Genomic DNA, 21,822 nt, shown 5'->3' on the forward strand with positions numbered 1-21,822 from the left:
ATAAAATAGAATGCGGGGCGGCATGCTGACCCCGGCAACTGAATTGGGCTGCCTGATTGCTATGCGATGAGGTAGCCTGTTTTGCAAGGCGGAGAGGAACCTGATGTCGTCAGAAGAGTTAGAGCAGGTCTGGAATAGCATTAAATCAGAGGCGAGAGAGCTGGCTGAGTGTGAACCGATGCTGGCTAGCTTTTATCATGCGACGTTGCTCAAGCACGATAACCTGGGCGGTGCGCTCAGCTATATTCTGGCAAACAAGCTGGCAAATCCCATTATGCCGGCCATTGCGGTGCGTGAAGTGGTGGAAGACGCCTACTTAGCCGACCAGCAAATGATCGCTTCGGCCGCCCGTGACATCCTGGCCGTGCGCCTGCGAGACCCGGCGGTAGATAAATATTCAACGCCGCTGCTGTACCTGAAAGGTTTTCATGCGCTGCAGGCCTACCGTATCGGCCACTGGCTGTGGCTGCAGGGGCGGCAGGCATTGGCGATATATCTGCAGAATCAGATTTCGGTCGCTTTCGGCGTGGACATCCACCCGGCGGCCACGATTGGCTGCGGCATTATGCTTGACCACGCTACTGGTATCGTGATCGGTGAAACTGCCGTAGTAGAAAATAACGTGTCTATTCTGCAGTCGGTTACCCTTGGTGGTACCGGAAAGACCAGCGGCGATCGCCATCCGAAGATCCGTGAGGGCGTAATGATTGGCGCCGGGGCTAAAATTCTCGGCAATATCGAAGTGGGTAAAGGCGCTAAAATCGGTGCTGGCTCGGTGGTGCTGCAGTCTGTGCCTGCGCATACGACCGCCGCGGGCGTGCCTGCACGCCTCGTCGGCCGGCCAGAAAGCGATACGCCGTCGATGGATATGGACCAGTACTTCAACGGTACCAATCACGGCTTTGAATACGGTGACGGGATTTAATCCGGTGAGTTGACGAATAAAATCGGGGGAGCTTTGGCTCCCCTGATTTGTTTCTTCGCAGGGTTAACCCTGTTTAGGGAAGTTGGTGATGTCTTTAACCATGTCGTCGATCGCTGCTTTGACGTCTTCCGCTGTTACCGGTGAGCTGTCGTTGCTGACGGTTTTACCATAGGCTTTACGAGCGACTTCCAGCACCGTTTTGCCGGTGTCCTGATCGATCAATTCACCTTCGATATACAGCGTGGTGTTTTGGGTTCTGTGACCGCTGGCCGCCATGGTGCTGGCAACCACAGCCGCGACCGGTACCACCTCATAGAATTTCATATCTTCGTTTTCTGCAGACACTGCGGTGATGGCGAGTTTAGCCACCAGCACGCGTGATCCGGCCGGACTATTGAGTACGGTAAAGCGATCTTGAAGCGCGGTTTTAATCCGCTGAGAAGCGTAAGCCTTTATTTTATTCAGCGTATCTTGGCTAACGCGCGTCGTCGGTTTTTCAGCAGGGAAATAGACTACTGGCTCAAAATACAGGCCGCGGTAGTTGGACTCTTTGTAGCTTGGGTCGATCCAGCGCAGCGTTTTGTGGCCGCTTGGTGATGTGGTTTCCTGCAGTTTGCTGTAGTCAGACAGGAATCCCGAGTACTGATCCGTTTTGGTTACTTTGGACGAACAGCCCGCCAGTAACAGGCCCGCTGCCAAAACCGCCATGGCAACGCCCAAACGTTGTTTTTTCATACGATTTCCTATGATGAATGTCGATTACCCTTACAAAACATAGCTTATTATCCTCCGGGGCAGTGAATGTTTTCGGCGCTCGCCGTGCCCTGTTTCTGCATTCTTTTGACAGTATCGTGATACGCCGCTGGTTTTAGGCACTCAGCGTTCGCGAAAGTGAAAGCAGTGCCTTTTCTGCTTGCTCCCGCGTCGTCTCCAGCGCCATTTGCCACTGCGGCAACAGCGGCCAGAGATCTTGCTGGTTTTCGGCCTGCAGGCACCAGACAAAACGATCGTGCCAATCTCCGAGTGCGCTTTGTGCCGTTTTCAGGCTGGCGACGGTTTCAGGCGTGATGAGGGAGAGTTGAGAATAGGCTTCGGCAACATAACGCAGACGCTTAACCAGCAGGCGCAGTTGGTGCCGATCGTAATGTATGTCGGCCAATGCCAGGCGTAGCTGTTTTACCTGGAGGCGCAGGCGGAGGGCAACACGACGTTTGATGTGTCGGGGTTGAGTTCGGCGGAAGGTTTTTGGCCAGATATGTAGCAGAGTGGGAAAATGGGTCAGCAACGGCTGTGACATCAGCGCGAGTTTGCGGCGGTGCAGCTCGGTTTTGCGCGTATTGGCCTGCCATGCCAACTGATGCAGTTCCAGTTCTGCGATCAGCACTTCCAGATCGCGTATCGGCGTAGTGATTTTTCCCAAGTCGGCAGCAGCGCTGCTGAGGCCAGTTACGCCGGGGATACCGCGTAATGGTCGCAGCAGGCTTCTGATACGCTGCAGGTTGATGCGTACGTCGTGCAAGGCCTCAACGTCTGAGGTGTCCTGCAAACGCAGCAGCGCCTGATTCAGCGCGCGCTCGAGCCTGCGTATCTGCGCAATAATGCTCTTAGCCAAAGCCATGCGATGTCCCCGGAGAGGCAACCTTTCAGTATTATCGTCTCCGCAGGAACGGTTGTCATTGATTAAGACTTAATCAGCGCGCCCGCGTAGTCCAACTGCCGCCAGGCTTCGTACACGACTACCGCGACAGCATTGGACAGGTTCATGCTGCGGCTTTGTGCCTGCATGGGGATGCGGATTTTCTGCTGTGCCGGCAAGGCGTCAAGGATCTCGGCGGGCAGACCGCGAGTTTCCGGACCGAACAACAGGTAGTCGCCGGCCTGGTAGCTGACTGCGCTGTGTGCCGGGGTGCCTTTGGTGGTCAGGGCAAACAGACGCTGCGGATTTTCGCTGGCGATAAAGGCGGCGTAGTCGGCATGACGTCGGATACTGGCGAATTCATGGTAGTCCAGCCCGGCGCGGCGCAGGCGTTTATCATCCCACGGGAAGCCCATTGGCTCTATCAGATGCAGTTGAAAACCGGTATTGGCGCACAGACGGATGATATTGCCGGTATTGGGTGGAATTTCAGGTTCGAATAAAACGATGTTCAGCATGTAAAAAGCCCCTCATGACGAGGGGCGCAGAATAGCAAAATCTTACCGGCCTGTCTTAGGCTATCAGCGTTGGTGGAGCGGTAACCACAGCACCAGACGCAGGCCGCCGAGCGGACTGTCTTCCGCTTTCACCCAGCCACGGTGCTGGTTAACTGCCGCCTCTACGATGGCCAGGCCCAGACCTGTCCCGCCGGATGCGCGATCGCGTGCTTCATCGGTTCGATAGAACGGTCGGAATATTTGCTCGCGATCTTCCGCGCTGACGCCGGGACCGTCGTCGTCGACCACAATGGTGATGCCTTGGTTGTCTGCGCTGAACGCCACGGCAATATGGGTGTTCGAATAACGCAGGGCATTACGCACGATATTTTCCAACGCGCTATCCAGCGCACCGGCGTTACCGTACAGGGTCCACGGGCCGGGAGGGGAGGTGATCTCCAGCTGTTTGCCCATTTGTTCTGCTTCGAAGCTGGCGTCGTCCAGCACGTCGGCCCACAGTTCGTTGGCCAGCAAGCGCTCACGCACCAACTCACTTTTCTGTTGCCCACGCGACAACACCAGTAAATCGTTAATCATCGAGTCCAGGCGCTGTGCTTCGGTTTCGATACGTGCCAGCTCGTGCCCTTCGCCGTGGCGACGGCGCATTAATGCCGTGGCCAGCTGCAAACGGGTTAGCGGCGTGCGCAACTCATGCGAAATATCGGAGATCAGCCGTTGCTGAGCGGTCATCATGCGTTCCAACGCGCTGACCATTTGGTTAAAACTGGCGCCGGTCGCCAGGAACTCTTGTGGCCCGGCCTCCAGCTCAGGATGCTGTTTCAGGTTGCCACGTGCGACATCGTCCGCCGCATTCTTCAGCTTGCGCGCCGGTTTTGCCAGGCTCCAGGCCAGCCATAGCAGCAAGGGGGCGCTGATCAGCATAGTGACGATCAGCAGCAGCAGCGGCCGGTCGAACATCAGGTTGATAAAATCGGATTGTGGGCTGTTGGCAGGGCGGATCAGGTACAGCTGGTAGTTGTCTTCACCATCCCGCACCGAGAAAGGGCCGACCAGTTCGACACGGCCATATTTCTTCTTCTTCGGATGATCGGCGTTATCGGATTGGCCGATAAAATTGCGCACCAACTGCATTTCGTTGCGCTGCATGTTGCCAATCACCCGGCCTTCGCTGGTGACCAGCAGCAGGCGCTGCCCTGGCGGTGCCCATTTTTCAATGGCGCGGAATAAGCGCCGCCACCACATCAGATCGTTGGCCGGATCGTTTTGCAACTCGGCCTCGACGTGTTGTTCCAGCATCAGCCCCTGCCGCTGTTCGCTGTCCAGCAGCGAGGTCATTTGGCGGGAGTCTAACTTGGGCACCATCAACACCAACATCAGCACCAGAGCCAATGTGAACCAGAAAATGGCGAAGATGCGTGCCGTCAAACTGTTGATCATGTTGCAGATACCATTAAGTAACCCCGACCACGCAGCGTTTTGAACCACGGATGACCGTCTTTGCGGTTCGGCAACTTACGTCGCAGGTTGGAGATGTGCATATCGATAGCGCGATCAAAAGGCGTCAGTCGTTTACCCAGTACTTCCTGGCTCAGCAGTTCGCGTGACACCACTTGACCAAGGTGCTGCGCCAGCAGGTACAGCAGGGTAAATTCGGTGCCGGTGAGATCCAGCGTTTGGCCGTCGAAGCTGGCTTCCTGGCGACCCGGGTTGAGCTGCAGGCCGTCTACGTCCAGCGTTGGTGCGCCGGTATCGACATTCTGCTGTTGTTCGCTCCAGTTGGAACGGCGCAGAATTGCGCGGATACGTGCCACCAGTTCGCGATCGTTAAAGGGTTTTGGCAGGTAGTCATCGGCGCCCAGTTCCAGGCCCAAAACGCGGTCAAGTTCACTGCCGCGGGCGGTCAGCATGATGACCGGCGTCTGGTGATGCTGACGCAGCTCTTTCAACGTATCGATACCGTTTTTCTTCGGCATCATGATATCGAGCAGCAGCAGATCGATGGAGCTGTCCAGTAGCGACAACGCCTGTTCGCCATCGTAAGCAACCACGATGGTAAAGCCTTCCATTTCAAGCAGTTCTTTTAACAGCGAGGTCAGCTCGCGGTCGTCGTCAACTAACAGAATTTTATTCATTATGTTTTACCTCCTGACGCAAAATACGTCATCAACTGTTGGCATTCCATGACTTTACGTAGTTTTACATGCACTGACGCATGTTTGCAGGTGCAGCAGTACACTGCTCCTCGTTGATTCGCAAAGTGAGAAAGCACGAGGAGTTGAAATGCGTAAGGTGACCGCATTAGTTATGGCATCAATGCTGGCAATAGGTTCTACCGCTGCGTTCGCTGCCGACACTACATCGGAAACTGCACCGACTCCCGGAAACGATGCGACCACCAGAACACCTGGCCAACACCACATGTTTGACGGTGTCAGCCTGACTGAGCAACAGCGCCAGCAAATGCGCGATTTAATGCGCCAGGCGCGCCACGATCTGCCAGGTGTCAATGTAGCTGAAATGGAAGCCATGCATAAGCTGGTGACCGCAGACAAATTTGATGAAGCCGCCGTGTATGCCCAGGCGGAACAGATGGCCCAGCAGCAGGTTAAGCGTCAGGTCGAAATGGCCCGGGTACGCAACCAAATGTATAACCTGCTGACGCCACAGCAAAAAAGCGTTTTAGACCAGAAACATCAGCAGCGCATGCAGCAGATGGAGCAACAGATTTCTGGTTTGCAGCAAACTTCTGCCCAGAAGTTAAGTACGACTGAGTAGTCCCCTGTTTTTTCCTTGCCATAGACACCATCCCTGTCTTCCCCCGCCATGATGGCGGGGTTTTTTTTATCAGTCACTTATGTGCAAGTTTTTCTAAAACAACAACTTACTCAGGTGCACAAAGGGGCTAGGGTGTGCTCTAAATTGCTTGGGTGTGGACGCGATGTGGACAGCAGTCGCGCCCATCGTTTATCAACGGCTAATATCTATTTCCTTAATCTTGTTGATAGCTTCAACAAGCTCATCAGGCTTATAGTTGGATGAGTCCAATTCTTTTACTTTCCCATCTTCGAAGACTAAACGTAGTTTTTTATCGCGCTTGAGGTAAGCGCCGATAATGGCTGCGACTGCCCCAATACCAGCTGCGGCAACCGGCACCAGAATATTTAGATATTCAGTTGTGCCAGCACCAAAACACATAAGCCGCGTTGATAAGGTACGGTGACGGTGTTGCCAGTTTGTCACGGCTGGCTAACGCGGAGTGGTGGGAACGCCAGTTGAAAGCGCAGCGCACACGCTGGCGTGAGGCGCTACTGATTGCCGCCGGTGAAGTAAACCTAAAGAAATACCCATACGCGAGCAAGCAGGCGATTAGGGATGTGCAGGCCCGGCGGCTAGCCAATATGGATTATCTGAAAGGGTGCGATCTGGAGAATGTTGCCACCGGTGAACGTTTCGACCTGATTGATAAGGTCATGGCGAGCATTTCTAACCCGGAAATCCGCCGCATGGAGCTGATGAGCACCATCGCAGGGATAGAAAAGTATGCTGCCAGCGAGAGGCATGTCGGCATGTTTATCACTATCACCACCCCGTCTAAATATCACCCGACGCGCGTTGTTGGCAAAGAAGGGGCTGAAAAAATCCAGTTTAACCACAATTGGGATGCAGAGGCTTTTTCACCGAAAGACGGCCAGCGTTATCTGGTGCGCATCTGGAGCAAAATGCGTACCGCGTTTAAAGACAACGGCCTGAGCGTTTACGGTATGCGTGTCGTTGAACCTCACCATGATGGTACGCCGCACTGGCATATGATGCTGTTCTGCGAGCGTAAACAACGTCAGGACGTCATTGACATCATGCGTCGCTATGCATTGAAAGAGGACGGCGATGAGAGCGGTGCAGCAAAGAACCGATTTGAAGCCAAGCACATGAATAAGGGCGGCGCGGCGGGGTATATTGCTAAATACATCGCTAAAAATATCGATGGTTATGCGCTCGACGGCCAGATTGACCACGACACCGGCAAACCGTTACGCGATATGGCTGCGGCGGTGACCTCATGGGCGTCAACATGGCGCATCCCTCAGTTTAAGGCTATCGGAATCCCTACCATGGGCGCTTATCGTGAATGCCGGGCCGCCTGCCTCCGCCACATCAGCCTTGCTGAATCTTTTGACGAGCGTGTCGAGGCTGTACGCGCGGCTGCCAGCGCTGGAAATTTTGCCGCCTATATGGCTGGACAGGGGGGCGCAAATGTTCCGCGCGACGTGCAGACCGTTCGAGTTGCGCGCAAGGTGGCTGATGAGCTGAACGCTTATGACGAAGAAGTGCAAAAGGTTGTCGGCATTTTTGCACCGCACCTTGGCGCGGGTCATATCCACGAAACCCGGACAACAGAATGGCGTATTGTCCGCAAGGCCGTTGACCTTGACGTTGATCCTTTGACTTTAAAAAGCGCCTCTGGCGCGCCTCGGAGTCCTGTCAATAACTGTGGGGAGGTTCAGCGAGAACCTGATCCAGATATGCGGGTAGCAACGCCTGAGTATGTCACGGCGGTGATTAATTTGATTGAGAGCGGGGATGTTAGCTGGAATGACACCGACGTCGCCAAGACGCTAAGAGACGCGATAAGGGGTCAGTCACCGAAGGATAATCACCAAGAAATCGCCCGGAATCGGAAAAAATCCCAGAACGATGCGCCATCGGCGCGCCTAACCCCGGCGGAACGGGCAAGAATTCCGCAAATACGGTTAGAGCTGGCGCAGCACGGTATCACGCCGGAGCGGTGGGAGTTGCGGGCGCTGGTGCGTGGCGCGGCGGTCATTTATGGCAAGAAAAAGTTCGCTTATCCGTCCTCTGGTGACTGGCCGGGCTTTGATGATTTCACTTGATTTATCTTTCAGGTATAGTACTGTTTATGTATACAGTAATTAATGGCAGGTGAACCGTAAGGGGTTGCAAAAGCTGGAGTTTTGGAATTCGGATATTTTAGTATAGAATATGGTAAATACTTGATTCGTTATTTCAATAACTTACGTTTCCCTGTGCTGCATTTGGGGAGGAGGGTAAATGAACAACTTAATGCTCGACATAGAAACTTTAGGAGTGTCAACGGAAGCTCCTTTGATTTCAATCGGTGCTGTGTTCTTTGAGCCTCTAACTGGTGAATGCGGGGATGAGTTTTATAGAGTTATAACTTTATCATCTGCAATGGAAAATTGTCTTGTAGAACCAAGAACTTTGCAGTGGTGGATGGCGCAAAGTGATTCTGCAAGAGCTGTTTTTAATGACCCGTCTGCTGTTGATTTATATGAGGCTTTGCAGGAATTTTCTCTATTTGTACAAAGTCGTGGGAACGATGAGGTACAGGTTTGGGGGAATGGGGCAAGCTTTGATAACGCTATATTAGCAGCGGTTTACCGTAAACATGCGCAAAAGCTCCCATGGCGTTTTCGGAATGATAGAGACGTCCGGACCATCGTTGAACTGGCTAAATGTCTCAAGAATATTGATGTTAGGGCAAGTTTTTCCATTAACGCAACTGATGCCCATCATGCACTTCGAGATGCGAAGTTCCAAGTAGCTTATGTTAGCGCTGCTTTCCGTGCATTAGTCGGGTAATCGAAAGATATGGATATCAAATTAATAGATGTAACAAGCTGGCGTAAGGATGATGAGCATGGCATTTTTCCTAGAGGGGCGAGGGATAAAAAAATGCTGTGGTCACCCAAGGATGCGCTTGAAGGGATAAAGCCTGAATGGCCTTACCTTTTCAAACTCTCAAGAGAAGCTTATCCCGACCAATATTGGATGGAAACTGTTGCCTATATTGTCGGGAATGCTATGGGGGTACCCGTTCCTAAAGCGTTACCTGCGCGAAGAGTTATGGAAAACGGTGAATACGAATACGGGGCTTTGCTCGAGTGGTTTTACGATCAAAACAGCCAGCTATTTGTCCATGCTTCTGATTTTTTTCATGTGCTCATAACCGACTTTGATGACGCTTCTGGAAGACACCATAACCTTGTTGATCTACGCTTAATTTGTAGATCTTTTAGTATCCGCAGCGTGATTTCTACAGATTGGGTACTATGGCTTTATGACATGCTGCTTTTTGATGCGCTCATCGGCAATAGTGATCGACATCAGGAGAACTGGGGGTTTGTCTTTATACCTGAATCCGCACCGGGCGTAACTCCCCCTAAAGTTAAAGGGCATCTCGCACCATATTTCGATAATGGGACTAGCCTAGGGCATGAAAGGTATGTTGAGAGAGTCAGAGGATGGACCCATCAAAAGCTAGATGATTACATACAGCGTGGCTGCCATCATTTACGGAAAAATCGTAAAGAAACGCGCGAACGATTAGGCCATATTTCTTCCATACAAGACTTGGTTCTTGATGAGCAGTCAAAAGCGCACTTAGTCCAGAAACTTGCATTCAATTTTCAGGAACTGGTCGACAAGATAGATTCACTTTGCGAGATTAGGTCCGATGTGCCGTTCACTCGGGAACGAGCGGATTGGACGATTCGTTTATTGAGGCGTAGATACCTAAGGTTATCACTGATTCTAAATATGCGTACTATAAGCAGAATAATGGAGCCTACACGGTTGCTTCTGACATGGCAGCCAACCACAGGCGGCACTCGTTATGTTGTCGGTCAGATTGATCGTCAGCAAGGGGATGCTTACGTCTTCACATACCATTTTCACTCAGATGATTATGCTAGAGCCCAAGAGAAAGGGTTCGCAGGACATCCGGCATTTAGCCTGAAAAGTGAAGAACATACGAACAACGTACTTGATCCGTTTGTTCGCCGTTTGCCTCCACGGAAAAGAAAAGATTTTGCTGAATATCTGGCTCAACATTTGCTCCCATATCCTTTCGAAGGCTCTGATTTTGCGCTGTTGGGATATACAGGCGCAAAATCACCCGGTGATGGTTTTTGTTTGGTGCCGGACCCAGAAATTTTTAATGGTGAAGGAGAGCTTCTTTTTGAAGTGGCAGGAACTCGTTATCAGGAAGGACTTGATTTATCGAAAGTATTGGTCGGTGATTTGGTTGAGCTTGTTCCCGAAGTAGATAATCAGTTTGACCCTCATGCTATAGCAGTCGTACATGAGAGCGGGAGACTCGGTTATATAAACAAAGTGTTATGTAAAGAGCTGAAGCGAAAAATCACAAGACATAAAGTTTCTGCTTTTGTTGCTAAGAAGAATGGCACGGCAGAACGCCCATTAGTGTACCTTTTGGTTGAATGTAGAGCTTAGCCAATGGTGCAACATAAACCGCCTTTTTTAAGGCGGTTTTTTTTTGCATTCGTTTGCATGATTTTGCAAGCCAAGAGGTTTGCAGCGAATCACCCATAACGTTAGTACAGGGGCGGCTTTTGCTAAACGCCGTGCCGCACAGCGCTCAAACATGGCGACGGATTTTGGGTCAGGGTCAGACGCTCCACCTTGGCTGGCAAAATGCGCCACTGTTCAACAAAGGGCGCTTTACCGTTGACGAGATTGAGCACCGGGGCACGCCGGACACGCTGACCATTCGCGCCCGCTCCGCTGATTTTCGAGGTTCGCTCAATGCCCGCCGGGAGGAGTCCTATCACGACACTACGCTCAGCGCGGTGATTAGCAAGATTGCCGCGAGAAACAAACTGACGGCCAGCGTCGCGAAGGGATTGGCCGAGATTAAAATCCCTCATATCGACCAGTCGCAGGAATCTGACGCCAAATTCCTGACACGTCTCGCCATCCGCAATGGTGCGGAGGTGTCGATTAAAGCCGGGAGGTTGTTATTTATCCGGGCCGGGAATGGTGTGACCGCCAGCGGCAAGCCTATCCCGCAGATGACCATTGAGCGGGGTGACGGTGACCGGCATCAGTTTGCCATTGCAGACCGGGCAGCCTATACCGGCGTTAGGGCGAAATGGCTGCACACCAAAGACCCGAAGCCGCAGAAACAGCAGGTGAAGCTTAAGCGCAAACCGAAGCCGCAGCACCTGCGCGCGTTGCAACATCCGAAGGCTAAACCGGTTGCCGCCAAGAAAGCTGCAGCCAAGCCGAAAGAGGAGTGAGAGGGGGAATACATGACCGGCGAGGCCGATAATGTGTTTGCCATCACCACGGTTTACGCCAGCAAGGCGCAAGCGATGCGTGCCGCACTGGCGAAATGGGATAAGTTGCAACGCGGTGTTGCCGAGTTTTCTATCAGCCTTGCTATGGGGCGCGCCGATTTATTTCCAGAAACGCCGGTTGCAGTAAAAGGGTTTAAGCGTGTCATAGACGAGCAGGCTTGGACAATCACTAAGGTGACTCACTCACTCAGCGATAACGGATACACGACGTCGCTAGAGCTAGAGGTTAAGCTTTCCGATGTGGAGTACGAAGAGGAAAATAAACAGGATTGAATGATTAATAATTAATTGATATTAAAGTAAAAAAGACTAAAATCACTTATCAATGTTGACGTGTCGAGGTGATAAATTATGTTTCATTGCAATATCTGCGGAACTGCTGCACATGCCCGTTCAAGCCGTTATCTCAGCGAGAATACAAAGGAGCGTTACCACCAGTGCCAGAATATCAATTGCAGCCATACATTTGTCACCATGGAAACCGTTGAACGCACAATTATGAAACCCGGCCATGTGGTGCCGGTGTTGCCTCACCCGACACATTACGGCCAGCAAAGCATGTTGATGTAGCCAAAACGAAGAATCCCCGGAAATCCGGGGATTTTTTTCGATGTGGTCAACGTGTGGACGTTGGTAGAGATAAATCCATTTATCTCAGTCGGTTAAGTGCGATATTAGGGCACCATCCCTGTCTTCCCCCGCCATGATGGCGGGGTTTTTTTTATCCATCAATTACAGCTTGATAGCCCGCCAGGCAACTCTGCAAGGTTAAACCACAGAGTATGGACCATGACGACGTTTAGCGCCGGTCGTACGGATTGTTTGCATCGATATGGCGACATCCCTTCGCGATATGCACTGCGTTGGCGGCGGTTATCTGAAGGGCTTTTTTGCTCATCATTCCGTTATACTGGCCCTCTGAACGTTTAACCGGGATGGGTTATGGAACCGCAATATGCGCGTTTGGTTAAATCCGCCGCGTTAGCGGCCACCGTTTTGGCCTCAACGCTGTTACTGATCAAAATTGTCGCCTGGTACCGCACCGGTTCGGTGAGCCTGTTGGCCGCGCTGGTGGATTCGCTGGTGGATATTGCCGCGTCGCTGACCAACCTGCTGGTGGTACGTTACTCGCTGCAGCCGGCCGATGAGGAGCACACTTTCGGGCACGGCAAGGCCGAATCGTTGGCGGCGCTGGCACAAAGCATGTTCATTTCTGGCTCGGCGCTATTTTTGTTTCTCACTGGTTTTCAGCATCTGTACTCACCGGAAACCTTGCGTGACCCTGGCATCGGTATTGCCGTGACGATAGTGGCGTTGGTCAGCACCCTGCTGTTGGTCACCTATCAGCGTTGGGTGGTAAGAAAAACTCGCAGTCAGGCCGTCCGAGCAGATATGCTGCATTATCAGTCAGATGTCATGATGAATGGTGCTATTCTTATAGCGCTTGCGCTAAGCTGGTACGGTTTTCACCGGGCAGATGCGCTGTTTGCACTGGGAATAGGCATCTACATTCTTTATAGCGCGCTGCGAATGGGCAATGAAGCTGTGCAATCGCTGCTGGATCGGGCATTGCCGGACGACGAGCGCCAGGCGATTATCGACGTGATCTCCTCATGGCCTGGGGTCAAAGGCGCGCACGATCTACGCACTCGCCAGTCCGGTCCGACGCGTTTTATTCAGCTGCATCTGGAGATGGACGATGCGTTACCGCTGATGCAGGCGCATATTCTGGCTGAACAGGTGGAACAGGCGCTGTTGCACCGTTTCCCGGGGGCTGATGTTCTTATCCATCAGGATCCTTGTTCTGTAGTGCCCACGGGCCGGCAGGGGCGTTGGGAGCTATAATTAATGCAGGACAACGGGAACTCGCACAGCGGATAAATAATGGCATTAGCTCCGCGTGCCATGACGCTTTTTTACCGCAATATTGCGTGACTTGAATCAATTCAGCTGGGTGTTTTTGCTATAATATCCAGCAATAAAGCCGTAAAGCTGGTTTTCTGCAGCCGGAGAGGTTTCAAGACAATCGGCGAATACAGAATTCTTAAGAAATTGCATCTACAGTTCAGAGGTAGTCATGATCAAGAAAATCGGTGTACTGACGAGTGGCGGTGATTCGCCGGGTATGAACGCTGCAATCCGCGGCGTTGTGCGTGCTGCACTTTCGGAAGGTCTGGAAGTTTTTGGTATTTACGATGGCTACCTTGGCTTGTACGAAGATCGCATGGAACAATTGGACCGCTATAGCGTGTCCGATATGATCAATCGCGGCGGCACTTTCCTCGGTTCAGCCCGCTTCCCTGAGTTCAGAGACGACAGCGTACGCGCCAAGGCAATTGAGAATCTGAAAAACCGCGGTATTGACGCGCTGGTGGTGATCGGCGGCGACGGTTCCTATATGGGCGCCAAACGCCTGACGGAAGAAGGTTTCCCTTGTATCGGCCTGCCAGGCACCATCGATAACGATGTGGCCGGTACCGACTACACCATCGGCTTCTTCACCGCGCTAGAAACCGTCGTGGAAGCTATTGACCGTCTGCGCGATACCTCATCTTCTCATCAGCGTATTTCCATCGTTGAAGTGATGGGGCGCTACTGTGGCGATCTGACCCTGGCGGCGGCGATTGCCGGTGGTTGTGAATTTATCGTATTGCCTGAAACCGAGTTCAACCGCGAAGACCTGGTCTGCGAAATCAAGGCCGGTATTGCCAAAGGCAAAAAACACGCGATTGTGGCGATCACCGAACACATCTGCGATATCGATGAGTTGGCTCGCCATATCGAACAAGAAACCAAGCGTGAAACCCGCGCGACCGTGCTGGGCCACATACAGCGCGGCGGCTCGCCGGTAGCTTATGACCGTATTCTGGCTTCCCGCATGGGCGCTTACGCGATTGAGTTGCTACTGCAGGGCTACGGCGGTCGTTGCGTCGGTATCCAGAACGAGAAGATGGTGCACCACGACATCATCGATGCGATCGAAAACATGAAGCGTCCGTTCAAGGGCGACTGGCTGGATACAGCGAAAAAGCTGTACTGATCCTGCATTAATTCAGCTCGAGAAGCCTCCGCACGCGGAGGCTTTTTTTATGCCCGTGGTAGTTATATTCCATAATCGTCTAGCCCAACATTTTTTATTCTTTAATTGGCGGGAGAGTTTCTGGCAGGCTCTGATGCTAAATCAACCGATTGAGGTTGTGATTAATTTTCCTGGGAGAGCGAGTCGATGCGTATGCGTAAATGGGGTGTAGGTCTGACAATAATGCTGTTGGCGTCCGGCGCCATGGCGAAAGATATCCAACTGCTGAACGTTTCGTACGACCCGACACGCGAGTTCTATCAGGAATATAACACCGCATTCGGTAAATATTGGCAGCAGCAGACCGGCGATAAAGTGACGGTACGTCAGTCACATGGCGGCTCCGGCAAGCAGGCGACCTCGGTGATTAACGGCATTGAAGCCGATGTGGTCACGCTGGCGCTAGCCTATGACGTGGATGCCATTGCCGAACGCGGACGCATCGATAAAGATTGGATCAAACGCCTGCCGGACAACTCGGCACCTTATACCTCGACCATTGTATTTCTGGTGCGTAAAGGCAACCCAAAACAAATTCACGACTGGCCAGATCTGATTAAGCCGGGCGTCTCGGTGATCACCCCGAACCCGAAAACTTCCGGGGGTGCACGCTGGAACTATCTGGCGGCCTGGGGTTACGCACTACACCAGAACAATAACGATCAGGCCAAAGCGCAGGAGTTCGTTAAAAACCTGTATAAGAACGTCGAAGTGCTGGATTCCGGCGCACGCGGTTCAACCAATACCTTCGTTGAGCGTGGTATTGGCGATGTGCTGATCGCCTGGGAAAACGAAGCTTTGCTGGCGGAGAAAGAGCTGGGTAAAGACAAGTTTGAAATTATCACTCCAAGTGAATCGATTTTGGCGGAGCCGACCGTCTCGGTGGTGGATAAAGTGGTTGATAAGCGCGGTACCCGTGATGTGGCGACGGCTTACCTGAAATATCTGTATACGCCGGAAGGACAAACCATCGCGGCGAAAAACTACTACCGTCCGCGTGACGCGGCTGTGGCGGCCAAGTTTGCCGAGCAATTCCCGAAACTGAAGCTGTTCACGGTGGATGATACCTTCGGCGGCTGGACTCAGGCACAGAAGGTACACTTCGCCACCGGCGGTGTGTTCGACGAAATCAGCAAACGCTGATGCCTTGATGACAATAATAAAAAACCCCGGCTTGCCGGGGTTTTTTATTTAGCAGCCAGAGAAAGAAATCAGGCTTTTTTAGCAGCGGCAGCGGCTTTGACGATCACAGCGAAAGCATCGGCTTTCAGTGAGGCGCCGCCAACCAGCGCGCCGTCGATGTCCGGCTGGGTGAACAGCTCGGCGGCATTTTTATCGTTCACAGAACCGCCGTACTGGATGATCACTTCTGCAGCTACTGCAGCGTCCTGTTTGGCGATGTGATCGCGGATAAATTTGTGTACTGCCTGAGCCTGCGCAGGGGTGGCGGATTTACCGGTACCGATAGCCCAGATTGGCTCATAAGCGATAACGGCGCCTTTGAAGGCTTCTGCGCCCTGAGTTTTCAGCACGGCGTCGATCTGGCGTGCACAAACTTCTTCGGTTTTACCCGCTTCGTTTTCTGCGTCGGTTTCACCGATGCACAGCACTGGGATCAGGCCGGCTTTTTTCAGCACGGCAAATTTCTCGGCGATCGCTGCATCGGTTTCTTTGTGGTAAGTACGACGCTCGGAGTGGCCGATGATGATGTATTGCGCACCGATATCTTTCAGCATGTCGGCGGAAACTTCACCGGTGAATGCGCCGGACAGGTTCACGTCTACGTTTTGAGCGCCCAGAGCAATGCGGCTGCCGGCCAGTGCGTGTTTCGCCTGGTCCAGGTACATCACAGGCGGTGCGATAGCGACGCCACAACCGTCAACGCTGCTCAGCTCATTGCGCAGAGCGGCGATCAGTTCGTTAACCATGTGAGTGCTGCCGTTAAGCTTCCAGTTACCCATAACTAATGGATGACGCATGTTTTTTCCTCCAACAAGGGAACGCGAGAGTCGAAATAACCACTGCCGGACCGGCAGTTTACCTGCCCAACAGTATAGAGATGATTAAGCGCGAAGGCTTTGCTTTTTGTCATTAAATAGCCTGCCGTTACGGCTCGGATAACGTCAGCTTAACCGGTTCAACAGCGAAAGTTACTCCTTTATCGCCGTTGTCTGCCACTACATAGCGGATCGCACCGACCTGCTGTTGGTAAAAGCGCTGGCCTTTGCCTTTTTCCAGCAGGTTGGCCACTTTACTCAGGCTTTTTTCCACCGTCAGCGTCGGTTCAAACTGGCGCATCAACGCGGCCATATAGCTGACGGCAATGGTGCGAGCGGCTTTTTCTTCGTTGCTCTGCTGTAGCGGCAGGTGGGTAATTTGCAGCGTTTTGATTTTTCCGGTGCCTTTTTCCAGCGCGGTTGAGGCATAGAGATTTTCATTTAGCTTGCTGGCAGCGCGCGTCAACAGCGGCGTATCGTCTTCGGTGGTGGCAATAGCGCGGAATTCGCCGATCGGTAGCGTCGGGTTATCGCGGTTATATTTTTCGCGGAACTTCACCACCGTCAGATCAAACGTTGGCGCTCCGGCCAGCAGGTAGGGCGCGGTAGGCGAAGCGTTGGCGGGGGCATCCGGCGGATCGGCCCAGGCGCTGCCGATGCCCAGCAACAGGCAGGCAATGGCGATGGTTTTTCTCAGCATGGTATACACGGCATCAATGACAAAGATGGCTCCGATTAAAGCGAGAACAGAGGGGGGTGTCAAAGATCCCGCGCCATTATCGCTCGCTGACAAGAAAGCTGTGCGTTACTCCGCGTAATGCAGGGCAGAAATCTTCGCCCGGCAGCGCCTATGTTACACTGCACGGCAGAATATGGGCAGGCAAACAACGCAGGATTCAATGACAATACAACAGTGGTGTTTTTCGTTTAAGGGCCGAATTGGGCGGCGTGATTTCTGGATTTGGATGGTGCTGTGGGTAGTGCTGATGGCGGTGGCTTTTTCACTCGCCAGCAATAAGCTGGTGGATATCCAAACCATCGCCTTTTTTATCGTTGGGCTGCTGTGGCCAACGGCGGCGGTGCTGGTGAAGCGTTTGCATGACCGCAATAAAGCCGGTTGGTGGGCGTTGTTACTGATTGTGGCTTGGCTGCTGGCGGCGGGTAACTGGCAAATGCTGGCGCCGGTTTGGCAGTGGGGCGTGGGGCGTTTTATCCCGACGTTGATCATTGTGATGATGATGATCGATTTGGGCGCGTTTGTCGGCACGCCCGAGGATAATCGTTTTGGTCCGCCGGCCAAACCCGTCAAGTTCGGCGCGGATTAAAACCAGAGGCTATCAATTACCAATAGTGTTCGCTGGTGATATGGCCCGGTTTGCGGCGCAGGTGCTTGCGCATCTGGCGCTGATCTTTCAGCGTTTGCTGGGTATCGCGCACCATTTGCGGGTTACCGCACAGCATGACGTGGTCAGTTTCGGCATCGAGGGTCAAGCCTACCGCCGCTTCCAGCCGGCCATCCTCAATCAGCGCGGGTACGCGTCCCGTCAGCGAGCCGGGGACTTCTTCACGGCTGACGATGGTTTGAATGCGCAGTTTGCCATTGTAACGCTGTTGCAACTGCTGCATCAGCGGCAGGTAGCTGAGATCGCGCGCAAAGCGTGCGGCATGCACCAGCACCAGGTTTTTGAAGCGCTCCAGGCCTTTGCCTTCCTGCAGAATCGACAGGTAAGGGCCGATGGCGGTACCGGTGGCCAACATCCACAGGGTGTCGCATTCCGGCACCTCGTCCAGCACGAAAAATCCGGCGGCCTCTTTGGTCACCATCACGTCCGAACCCGGCCGTAGCTGATTGAGCCGTGGGCTCAGTTTGCCTTCCGGCACGGTTACCAGGTAAAACTCCAGATTCGGATCGCTGGGGGCGTTGACGTAAGAATAGGCGCGCTGCACGCGTTCGCCGTCAACTTCCAGCGCCAGCTTGGCAAACTGCCCGGCAATAAAGGGATCTATGGGGGCGTCGACGATAATGCTGAACAGCCCGTCGGTCCATTGTTTGACTTGCGTAACCTTGCCATTAACCCAATCAGCCATACTCTAAAGCTCCAATGGTCGAATCAAATAAGCGCAATGTCGTGAGCCGGAAATAGCATGCGCAGTACGCTCTATACGATAGCCATGGCCAAACAGGCGGTGAAACAGCTGCAGCTCCGAGTTGCACAGACTACTGCAGGCGGTGGCCGCTACGCCGATGGGGCAGTGGTTTTCCACCAGCAGCACGCCTTGCGGATGCTCAAGCAGTTCGGCCATGTAGCCATCGTGTTGCCGCAGACGCACTAACCGGGCGAGTTTCGCCTGATGACAAGTCTCTTCCGACAGCTCTTCGGCATAGCGCTGATAAAGTTTTTCTTCGCGCGCACTGAGTAACTGTTCAACCGCTTCAGTGCCAAACAGCTGATGGGCGGAATCCAACAACGTCGTCGCCAAAGTATCGTGACCATCGGCAAACCGGCTGTGTCCCTCATGGGTCAGCGACCAGTAGCGCGTCGGGCGGCCCACTTTGGTGCGCGCTTCCTCATAACAAACCAGCTCACGTTTTTCCAGGGATTGCAGATGCTGACGAATGCCCATGGGGGTGATATCCAGATGCTCGGCCAGCATTTTGGCGGAGTGTGGCCCCAGGGTTTTTAACTGCAATAAAATCAGCTCTGGTGTCTTCATAATCCAAATCCCTATGGTGTTATTTTATTTCAAGATGATGAAAATAATTATCGATTAAATGCTAAAGCTAAACTACTGAAAATTTACCCTTTTTAACCCTTAAGCGGTAGACGTACAGTTTAATTTACGAGGCTGGTTGCCTTTGCTGCCACTGTGACGCAGATCAATATCTGTCTGAAACTCGCTAAAAAAATCAGATTTGTTAGCTTATGCCGCCATAGAGGGCTGCTCGCCGTTCTGGCTGAAAGTGGGGCCATACCGGGACGCTGTGACGAGTTAAAACGTTAACGAAGATAATGAGAAAAATAGAAAACTTTCACCTGCTGGTGATGCTTATCCTGTTGGTGGCCGTCGGTCAGATGGCACAAACCATTTATGTTCCTGTTATTGCTGATATCGCCAAGGATCTGTCGGTGCGCTCCGGCGCAGTGCAGCGCGTGATGGCGGCGTATCTGATGACCTACGGGTTCTCGCAGCTGATTTACGGCCCGTTGTCGGACCGCATAGGCCGCCGTCCGGTGATCCTGGCCGGGATGATGATCTTCCTGATGGGGGCCCTGGGCGCGCTGTTGTCCAACAGCCTGACGATGCTGGTTGCTGCCAGCGCCATTCAGGGTATGGGCACCGGCGTGGCGGGGGTGATGGCGCGTACCATGCCGCGTGACCTGTATGCCGGCACTTCGCTGCGGTATGCCAATAGCCTGCTTAACATGGGCATCCTGGTGAGTCCGCTGCTGGCGCCGATCATCGGCGGGGCTTTGGCGATGGTCTTTGGTTGGCGCGCCTGTTATGCCTTCCTGTTGGTATTGTGCGCCGGTGTAGCCTTCTCCATGTTCCGCTGGCTGCCGGAAACCCGGCCGCAGCAAACCGAAAAGCGGCGTATGCTGGCAAGTTTCCGCAAGCTGCTGGCTGACGGCACGTTCAGTTGTTATCTGGTCATGCTGATTGGTGCGCTGGCGGGGATCGCCGTATTTGAAGCCAGCTGTGGCGTGTTGATGGGTGGCGTGCTGGGTCTGAGTGGCCTGACCGTCAGTCTGCTGTTTATTCTGCCGATCCCGGCGGCGTTCTTTGGCGCCTGGTATGCTGGTCGCGACGGTAAAACCTTCCATACTCTGGTGTGGCATTCGGTTATCAGCTGCCTGTTGGCGGGTCTGATGATGTGGATCCCGGGCTGGTTTGGGGTGATGAACATCTGGACGCTGATTGTGCCGGCTGCGCTGTTCTTCTTCGGCGCGGGGATGATGTTCCCGTTGGCCACCACCGGTGCGATGGAGCCGTTCCCCTATCTGGCCGGCGCGGCGGGGGCATTGGTCGGTGGTATGCAGAATATGGGGTCTGGCCTGGCGACCTGGCTTTCTGCCATGCTGCCGCAAACCGGGCAGTTCAGCCTCGGTCTGCTGATGTTTGCCATGGCGCTGCTGATATTGCTGTGCTGGTGGCCGCTGTCGAATCGAATGCAGCATCAGGGCCATACCGCATAAAGCGTGTAGGGAGTTTGATGACAAAGTGGTCTGTGGACCCGAGATACTCGGGCCTAGCGCACCGAGGGGCCATTATGGGACACATCCCTGTGTCCCACCCTACGGGCCGACTGTAAGTCGTTCCCATTTGCTCCCGGCAAATGGGTCGGCGGGCAAGCCGCTACGACCCCATCGGCACGCTCTCCCTAATAACGGGCTTTGTCAGCAGTCTGAGGGCGCCAATCGGCGCCCTGTTTCATTACAGCAGGAACTCGTGCAGCGCCGGGTCTTTGCGATCCAGATAATGGGTCGAACGAATGCGGCGGATAGTGCGTGATTTACCGCGGATCAGCAGGGTTTCCGTGGTGGCCATATTTCCCTGGCGGTTGATGCCTTCCAACAGATCGCCCTTGGTGATGCCGGTTGCGGAGAAAATAACGTTGTCGTTGCGCGCCATGTCATCCAACACCAGCACTTTGCCGGCTTCGATGCCCATCGCTTTGCAGCGTGCCAACTCTTCTTCGCCAATACGGCGATTTTCGGCGCTGTCGCCTTTCACCTGATGGCGTGGCAGCAGGCGAGCCTGCATATCGCCATCTAATGCGCGGATCACCGCGGCAGAAATCACCCCTTCAGGCGCGCCGCCGATGCCGTACATCACGTCGACTTCGCTGTCCGGCATACAGGTCAGAATAGAAGCCGCTACGTCACCGTCAGGAATGGCAAATACGCGAACCCCGAGTTGTTGCATCTGGGCGATAACGCCGTCGTGACGCGGCTTGGCCAGAATGACCACGGTCAGTTGAGTCAGCGGTTTGCCCAGGCAGGCCGCCACCTTATTCAGATTTTCCGCCAGCGGCAGGTTAAGATCGATAGCGCCGCGTGCCGCCGGGCCAACCACCAGTTTTTCCATATACATGTCCGGCGCGTGCAGGAAGGTGCCGCGATCGCCGACCGCCAGCACCGCCAATGCATTGGGCTGGCCCATGGCGGTCATGCGGGTACCTTCAATCGGGTCGACCGCGATATCTACCGCATCGCCCTGACCGCTGCCGACCTGCTCGCCGATATACAGCATCGGTGCTTCATCAATCTCGCCTTCACCGATCACGATGCGGCCATCGATATCCACTTTGTTGAGCATAATGCGCATTGCGTTGACCGCGGCGCCGTCGGCGGCATTCTTGTCGCCGCGTCCCAGCCATTTGTAGCCCGCCAGCGCGGCGGCTTCGGTAACACGGGAAAATTCGATGGCTAATTCACGTTTCATGGCAAAACCTGTCTGTGAGAAAGGAAGAAAATATCGGCAAAGTTTATCACAGCGGGCGACGGCGAGGGCGGGGCAAAAAAACGC

At 53.6% G+C, this 21,822-nt stretch carries 21 protein-coding genes and 2 pseudogenes; 12 read left to right on the plus strand and 11 right to left on the minus strand.

Annotated elements, in window-relative coordinates; all coding sequences use genetic code 11:
* The first annotated feature begins 103 nt into the window (after nucleotides 1-103).
* Complete coding sequence (gene cysE / locus ACMGG1_RS24605) at nucleotides 104-925, plus strand: serine O-acetyltransferase (protein ID WP_046374883.1); 822 nt, start codon at nucleotides 104-106, stop codon at nucleotides 923-925.
* Nucleotides 926-988: 63 nt separating this feature from the next.
* Here the strand turns inward: cysE and ACMGG1_RS24610 are convergent, their stop codons facing one another.
* The 5 genes from ACMGG1_RS24610 to cpxR form a co-directional block, all read right to left on the minus strand.
* Nucleotides 989-1,660 carry a DUF3313 domain-containing protein gene (locus ACMGG1_RS24610; protein WP_020837576.1) on the minus strand — a complete coding sequence of 224 codons (672 nt, stop codon included), beginning with the start codon at nucleotides 1,658-1,660 and terminating at the stop codon, nucleotides 989-991.
* A 133-nt stretch (nucleotides 1,661-1,793) separates the two neighbouring features.
* The gene (locus ACMGG1_RS24615) at nucleotides 1,794-2,543 is read right to left on the minus strand and encodes a CHAD domain-containing protein (RefSeq protein WP_130016868.1); all 750 of its coding nucleotides are present in this window, start codon (nucleotides 2,541-2,543) and stop codon (nucleotides 1,794-1,796) included.
* 62 nt (nucleotides 2,544-2,605) lie between these two features.
* Nucleotides 2,606-3,079: a tRNA (uridine(34)/cytosine(34)/5-carboxymethylaminomethyluridine(34)-2'-O)-methyltransferase TrmL gene (gene trmL, locus ACMGG1_RS24620; protein ID WP_020837573.1), complete on the minus strand. Its 474-nt coding sequence runs from the start codon at nucleotides 3,077-3,079 to the stop codon at nucleotides 2,606-2,608.
* 63 nt (nucleotides 3,080-3,142) lie between these two features.
* Nucleotides 3,143-4,516 (minus strand): envelope stress sensor histidine kinase CpxA, encoded by a 1,374-nt coding sequence (gene cpxA, locus ACMGG1_RS24625; protein WP_020837572.1) that lies wholly within the window; start codon nucleotides 4,514-4,516, stop codon nucleotides 3,143-3,145.
* Nucleotides 4,513-5,211 carry an envelope stress response regulator transcription factor CpxR gene (cpxR, locus tag ACMGG1_RS24630; RefSeq protein ID WP_004953234.1) on the minus strand — a complete coding sequence of 233 codons (699 nt, stop codon included), beginning with the start codon at nucleotides 5,209-5,211 and terminating at the stop codon, nucleotides 4,513-4,515. The genes cpxA and cpxR overlap by 4 nt, the downstream gene beginning before the upstream one ends.
* A 148-nt stretch (nucleotides 5,212-5,359) precedes the next feature.
* On the opposite strand from cpxR, the gene cpxP reads away from it, so the two are divergent.
* Nucleotides 5,360-5,854 (plus strand): cell-envelope stress modulator CpxP, encoded by a 495-nt coding sequence (cpxP, locus tag ACMGG1_RS24635; protein ID WP_041415106.1) that lies wholly within the window; start codon nucleotides 5,360-5,362, stop codon nucleotides 5,852-5,854.
* A 192-nt stretch (nucleotides 5,855-6,046) separates the two neighbouring features.
* Here the strand turns inward: cpxP and ACMGG1_RS24640 are convergent, their stop codons facing one another.
* Nucleotides 6,047-6,319 (minus strand): hypothetical protein, encoded by a 273-nt coding sequence (locus ACMGG1_RS24640; RefSeq protein WP_414161467.1) that lies wholly within the window; start codon nucleotides 6,317-6,319, stop codon nucleotides 6,047-6,049.
* Here ACMGG1_RS24640 and ACMGG1_RS24645 point away from each other — a divergent pair.
* The 8 genes and pseudogenes from ACMGG1_RS24645 to ACMGG1_RS24680 form a co-directional block, all read left to right on the plus strand.
* Nucleotides 6,307-7,968 (plus strand): annotated as a pseudogene (locus ACMGG1_RS24645) (replication endonuclease); the annotation flags it as partial. The gene ACMGG1_RS24640 and the pseudogene ACMGG1_RS24645 overlap by 13 nt on opposite strands.
* Nucleotides 7,969-8,146: 178 nt before the next feature.
* Nucleotides 8,147-8,698 carry a 3'-5' exonuclease gene (locus ACMGG1_RS24650; protein WP_414161082.1) on the plus strand — a complete coding sequence of 184 codons (552 nt, stop codon included), beginning with the start codon at nucleotides 8,147-8,149 and terminating at the stop codon, nucleotides 8,696-8,698.
* A gap of 9 nt (nucleotides 8,699-8,707) precedes the next feature.
* Nucleotides 8,708-10,351, plus strand: coding sequence for an HIRAN domain-containing protein (locus ACMGG1_RS24655; RefSeq protein WP_414161083.1), 1,644 nt, complete (start codon nucleotides 8,708-8,710; stop codon nucleotides 10,349-10,351).
* 131 nt (nucleotides 10,352-10,482) lie between these two features.
* Nucleotides 10,483-11,490, plus strand: a pseudogene (locus ACMGG1_RS24660) (phage late control D family protein).
* 78 nt (nucleotides 11,491-11,568) lie between these two features.
* Nucleotides 11,569-11,787, plus strand: coding sequence for a DNA-binding transcriptional regulator (locus ACMGG1_RS24665; RefSeq protein WP_414161084.1), 219 nt, complete (start codon nucleotides 11,569-11,571; stop codon nucleotides 11,785-11,787).
* A 372-nt stretch (nucleotides 11,788-12,159) separates the two neighbouring features.
* Nucleotides 12,160-13,062, plus strand: a complete 903-nt coding sequence (gene fieF / locus ACMGG1_RS24670) for a CDF family cation-efflux transporter FieF (protein ID WP_128865470.1) — start codon at nucleotides 12,160-12,162, stop codon at nucleotides 13,060-13,062.
* Between the two features lie 232 nt (nucleotides 13,063-13,294).
* Complete coding sequence (gene pfkA, locus ACMGG1_RS24675) at nucleotides 13,295-14,257, plus strand: 6-phosphofructokinase (RefSeq protein WP_020837567.1); 963 nt, start codon at nucleotides 13,295-13,297, stop codon at nucleotides 14,255-14,257.
* A gap of 192 nt (nucleotides 14,258-14,449) precedes the next feature.
* Nucleotides 14,450-15,439, plus strand: a complete 990-nt coding sequence (locus ACMGG1_RS24680; RefSeq protein WP_046375108.1) for a sulfate ABC transporter substrate-binding protein — start codon at nucleotides 14,450-14,452, stop codon at nucleotides 15,437-15,439.
* A gap of 68 nt (nucleotides 15,440-15,507) precedes the next feature.
* On the opposite strand, the gene tpiA is transcribed toward ACMGG1_RS24680, so the two are convergent.
* The gene (gene tpiA / locus ACMGG1_RS24685; RefSeq protein WP_041415104.1) at nucleotides 15,508-16,275 is read right to left on the minus strand and encodes a triose-phosphate isomerase; all 768 of its coding nucleotides are present in this window, start codon (nucleotides 16,273-16,275) and stop codon (nucleotides 15,508-15,510) included.
* A gap of 127 nt (nucleotides 16,276-16,402) precedes the next feature.
* On the minus strand, nucleotides 16,403-16,993 hold the full coding sequence (locus ACMGG1_RS24690; protein WP_020837562.1) for a DUF1454 family protein: 591 nt from the start codon (nucleotides 16,991-16,993) through the stop codon (nucleotides 16,403-16,405).
* A 199-nt stretch (nucleotides 16,994-17,192) separates the two neighbouring features.
* Here ACMGG1_RS24690 and ACMGG1_RS24695 point away from each other — a divergent pair, with 199 nt between their 5' ends.
* Nucleotides 17,193-17,618 (plus strand): DUF805 domain-containing protein, encoded by a 426-nt coding sequence (locus ACMGG1_RS24695; protein WP_041415101.1) that lies wholly within the window; start codon nucleotides 17,193-17,195, stop codon nucleotides 17,616-17,618.
* 16 nt (nucleotides 17,619-17,634) lie between these two features.
* Here ACMGG1_RS24695 and fpr read toward each other — a convergent pair whose 3' ends face one another.
* Nucleotides 17,635-18,381 (minus strand): ferredoxin--NADP(+) reductase, encoded by a 747-nt coding sequence (fpr, locus tag ACMGG1_RS24700; RefSeq protein WP_020837557.1) that lies wholly within the window; start codon nucleotides 18,379-18,381, stop codon nucleotides 17,635-17,637.
* Between the two features lie 3 nt (nucleotides 18,382-18,384).
* A complete protein-coding gene (locus ACMGG1_RS24705) occupies nucleotides 18,385-19,008 on the minus strand; it encodes a helix-turn-helix transcriptional regulator (RefSeq protein ID WP_122080454.1) in 624 nt (207 codons plus the stop codon).
* A gap of 296 nt (nucleotides 19,009-19,304) precedes the next feature.
* On the opposite strand from ACMGG1_RS24705, the gene emrD reads away from it, so the two are divergent.
* Nucleotides 19,305-20,489 (plus strand): multidrug efflux MFS transporter EmrD, encoded by a 1,185-nt coding sequence (emrD, locus tag ACMGG1_RS24710; RefSeq protein WP_128865472.1) that lies wholly within the window; start codon nucleotides 19,305-19,307, stop codon nucleotides 20,487-20,489.
* Between the two features lie 238 nt (nucleotides 20,490-20,727).
* On the opposite strand, the gene glpX is transcribed toward emrD, so the two are convergent.
* A complete protein-coding gene (gene glpX, locus ACMGG1_RS24715; RefSeq protein WP_414161085.1) occupies nucleotides 20,728-21,738 on the minus strand; it encodes a class II fructose-bisphosphatase in 1,011 nt (336 codons plus the stop codon).
* Between the last annotated feature and the right edge of the window lie 84 nt (nucleotides 21,739-21,822).

This window comes from Serratia sp. BNK-12 (assembly GCF_047456085.1).
Classification (GTDB): Bacteria; Pseudomonadota; Gammaproteobacteria; order Enterobacterales; family Enterobacteriaceae; genus Serratia; species Serratia liquefaciens.

Bases quoted from the DNA above. Each gene is read 5' to 3' on its own strand.
- tpiA (WP_041415104.1), bottom strand. From the start codon at position 16,275: ATGCGTCATCCATTAGTTATGGGTAACTGGAAGCTTAACGGCAGCACT.
- ACMGG1_RS24655 (WP_414161083.1), top strand. From the start codon at position 8,708: ATGGATATCAAATTAATAGATGTAACAAGCTGGCGTAAGGATGATGAG.
- ACMGG1_RS24695 (WP_041415101.1), top strand. From the start codon at position 17,193: ATGACAATACAACAGTGGTGTTTTTCGTTTAAGGGCCGAATTGGGCGG.
- ACMGG1_RS24705 (WP_122080454.1), bottom strand. From the start codon at position 19,008: ATGAAGACACCAGAGCTGATTTTATTGCAGTTAAAAACCCTGGGGCCA.
- trmL (WP_020837573.1), bottom strand. From the start codon at position 3,079: ATGCTGAACATCGTTTTATTCGAACCTGAAATTCCACCCAATACCGGC.
- pfkA (WP_020837567.1), top strand. From the start codon at position 13,295: ATGATCAAGAAAATCGGTGTACTGACGAGTGGCGGTGATTCGCCGGGT.
- ACMGG1_RS24690 (WP_020837562.1), bottom strand. From the start codon at position 16,993: ATGCTGAGAAAAACCATCGCCATTGCCTGCCTGTTGCTGGGCATCGGC.
- ACMGG1_RS24680 (WP_046375108.1), top strand. From the start codon at position 14,450: ATGCGTAAATGGGGTGTAGGTCTGACAATAATGCTGTTGGCGTCCGGC.
- ACMGG1_RS24615 (WP_130016868.1), bottom strand. From the start codon at position 2,543: ATGGCTTTGGCTAAGAGCATTATTGCGCAGATACGCAGGCTCGAGCGC.
- ACMGG1_RS24610 (WP_020837576.1), bottom strand. From the start codon at position 1,660: ATGAAAAAACAACGTTTGGGCGTTGCCATGGCGGTTTTGGCAGCGGGC.
- cpxP (WP_041415106.1), top strand. From the start codon at position 5,360: ATGCGTAAGGTGACCGCATTAGTTATGGCATCAATGCTGGCAATAGGT.
- glpX (WP_414161085.1), bottom strand. From the start codon at position 21,738: ATGAAACGTGAATTAGCCATCGAATTTTCCCGTGTTACCGAAGCCGCC.
- cpxA (WP_020837572.1), bottom strand. From the start codon at position 4,516: ATGATCAACAGTTTGACGGCACGCATCTTCGCCATTTTCTGGTTCACA.
- ACMGG1_RS24665 (WP_414161084.1), top strand. From the start codon at position 11,569: ATGTTTCATTGCAATATCTGCGGAACTGCTGCACATGCCCGTTCAAGC.
- ACMGG1_RS24650 (WP_414161082.1), top strand. From the start codon at position 8,147: ATGAACAACTTAATGCTCGACATAGAAACTTTAGGAGTGTCAACGGAA.
- fieF (WP_128865470.1), top strand. From the start codon at position 12,160: ATGGAACCGCAATATGCGCGTTTGGTTAAATCCGCCGCGTTAGCGGCC.
- emrD (WP_128865472.1), top strand. From the start codon at position 19,305: ATGAGAAAAATAGAAAACTTTCACCTGCTGGTGATGCTTATCCTGTTG.
- cysE (WP_046374883.1), top strand. From the start codon at position 104: ATGTCGTCAGAAGAGTTAGAGCAGGTCTGGAATAGCATTAAATCAGAG.
- cpxR (WP_004953234.1), bottom strand. From the start codon at position 5,211: ATGAATAAAATTCTGTTAGTTGACGACGACCGCGAGCTGACCTCGCTG.
- fpr (WP_020837557.1), bottom strand. From the start codon at position 18,381: ATGGCTGATTGGGTTAATGGCAAGGTTACGCAAGTCAAACAATGGACC.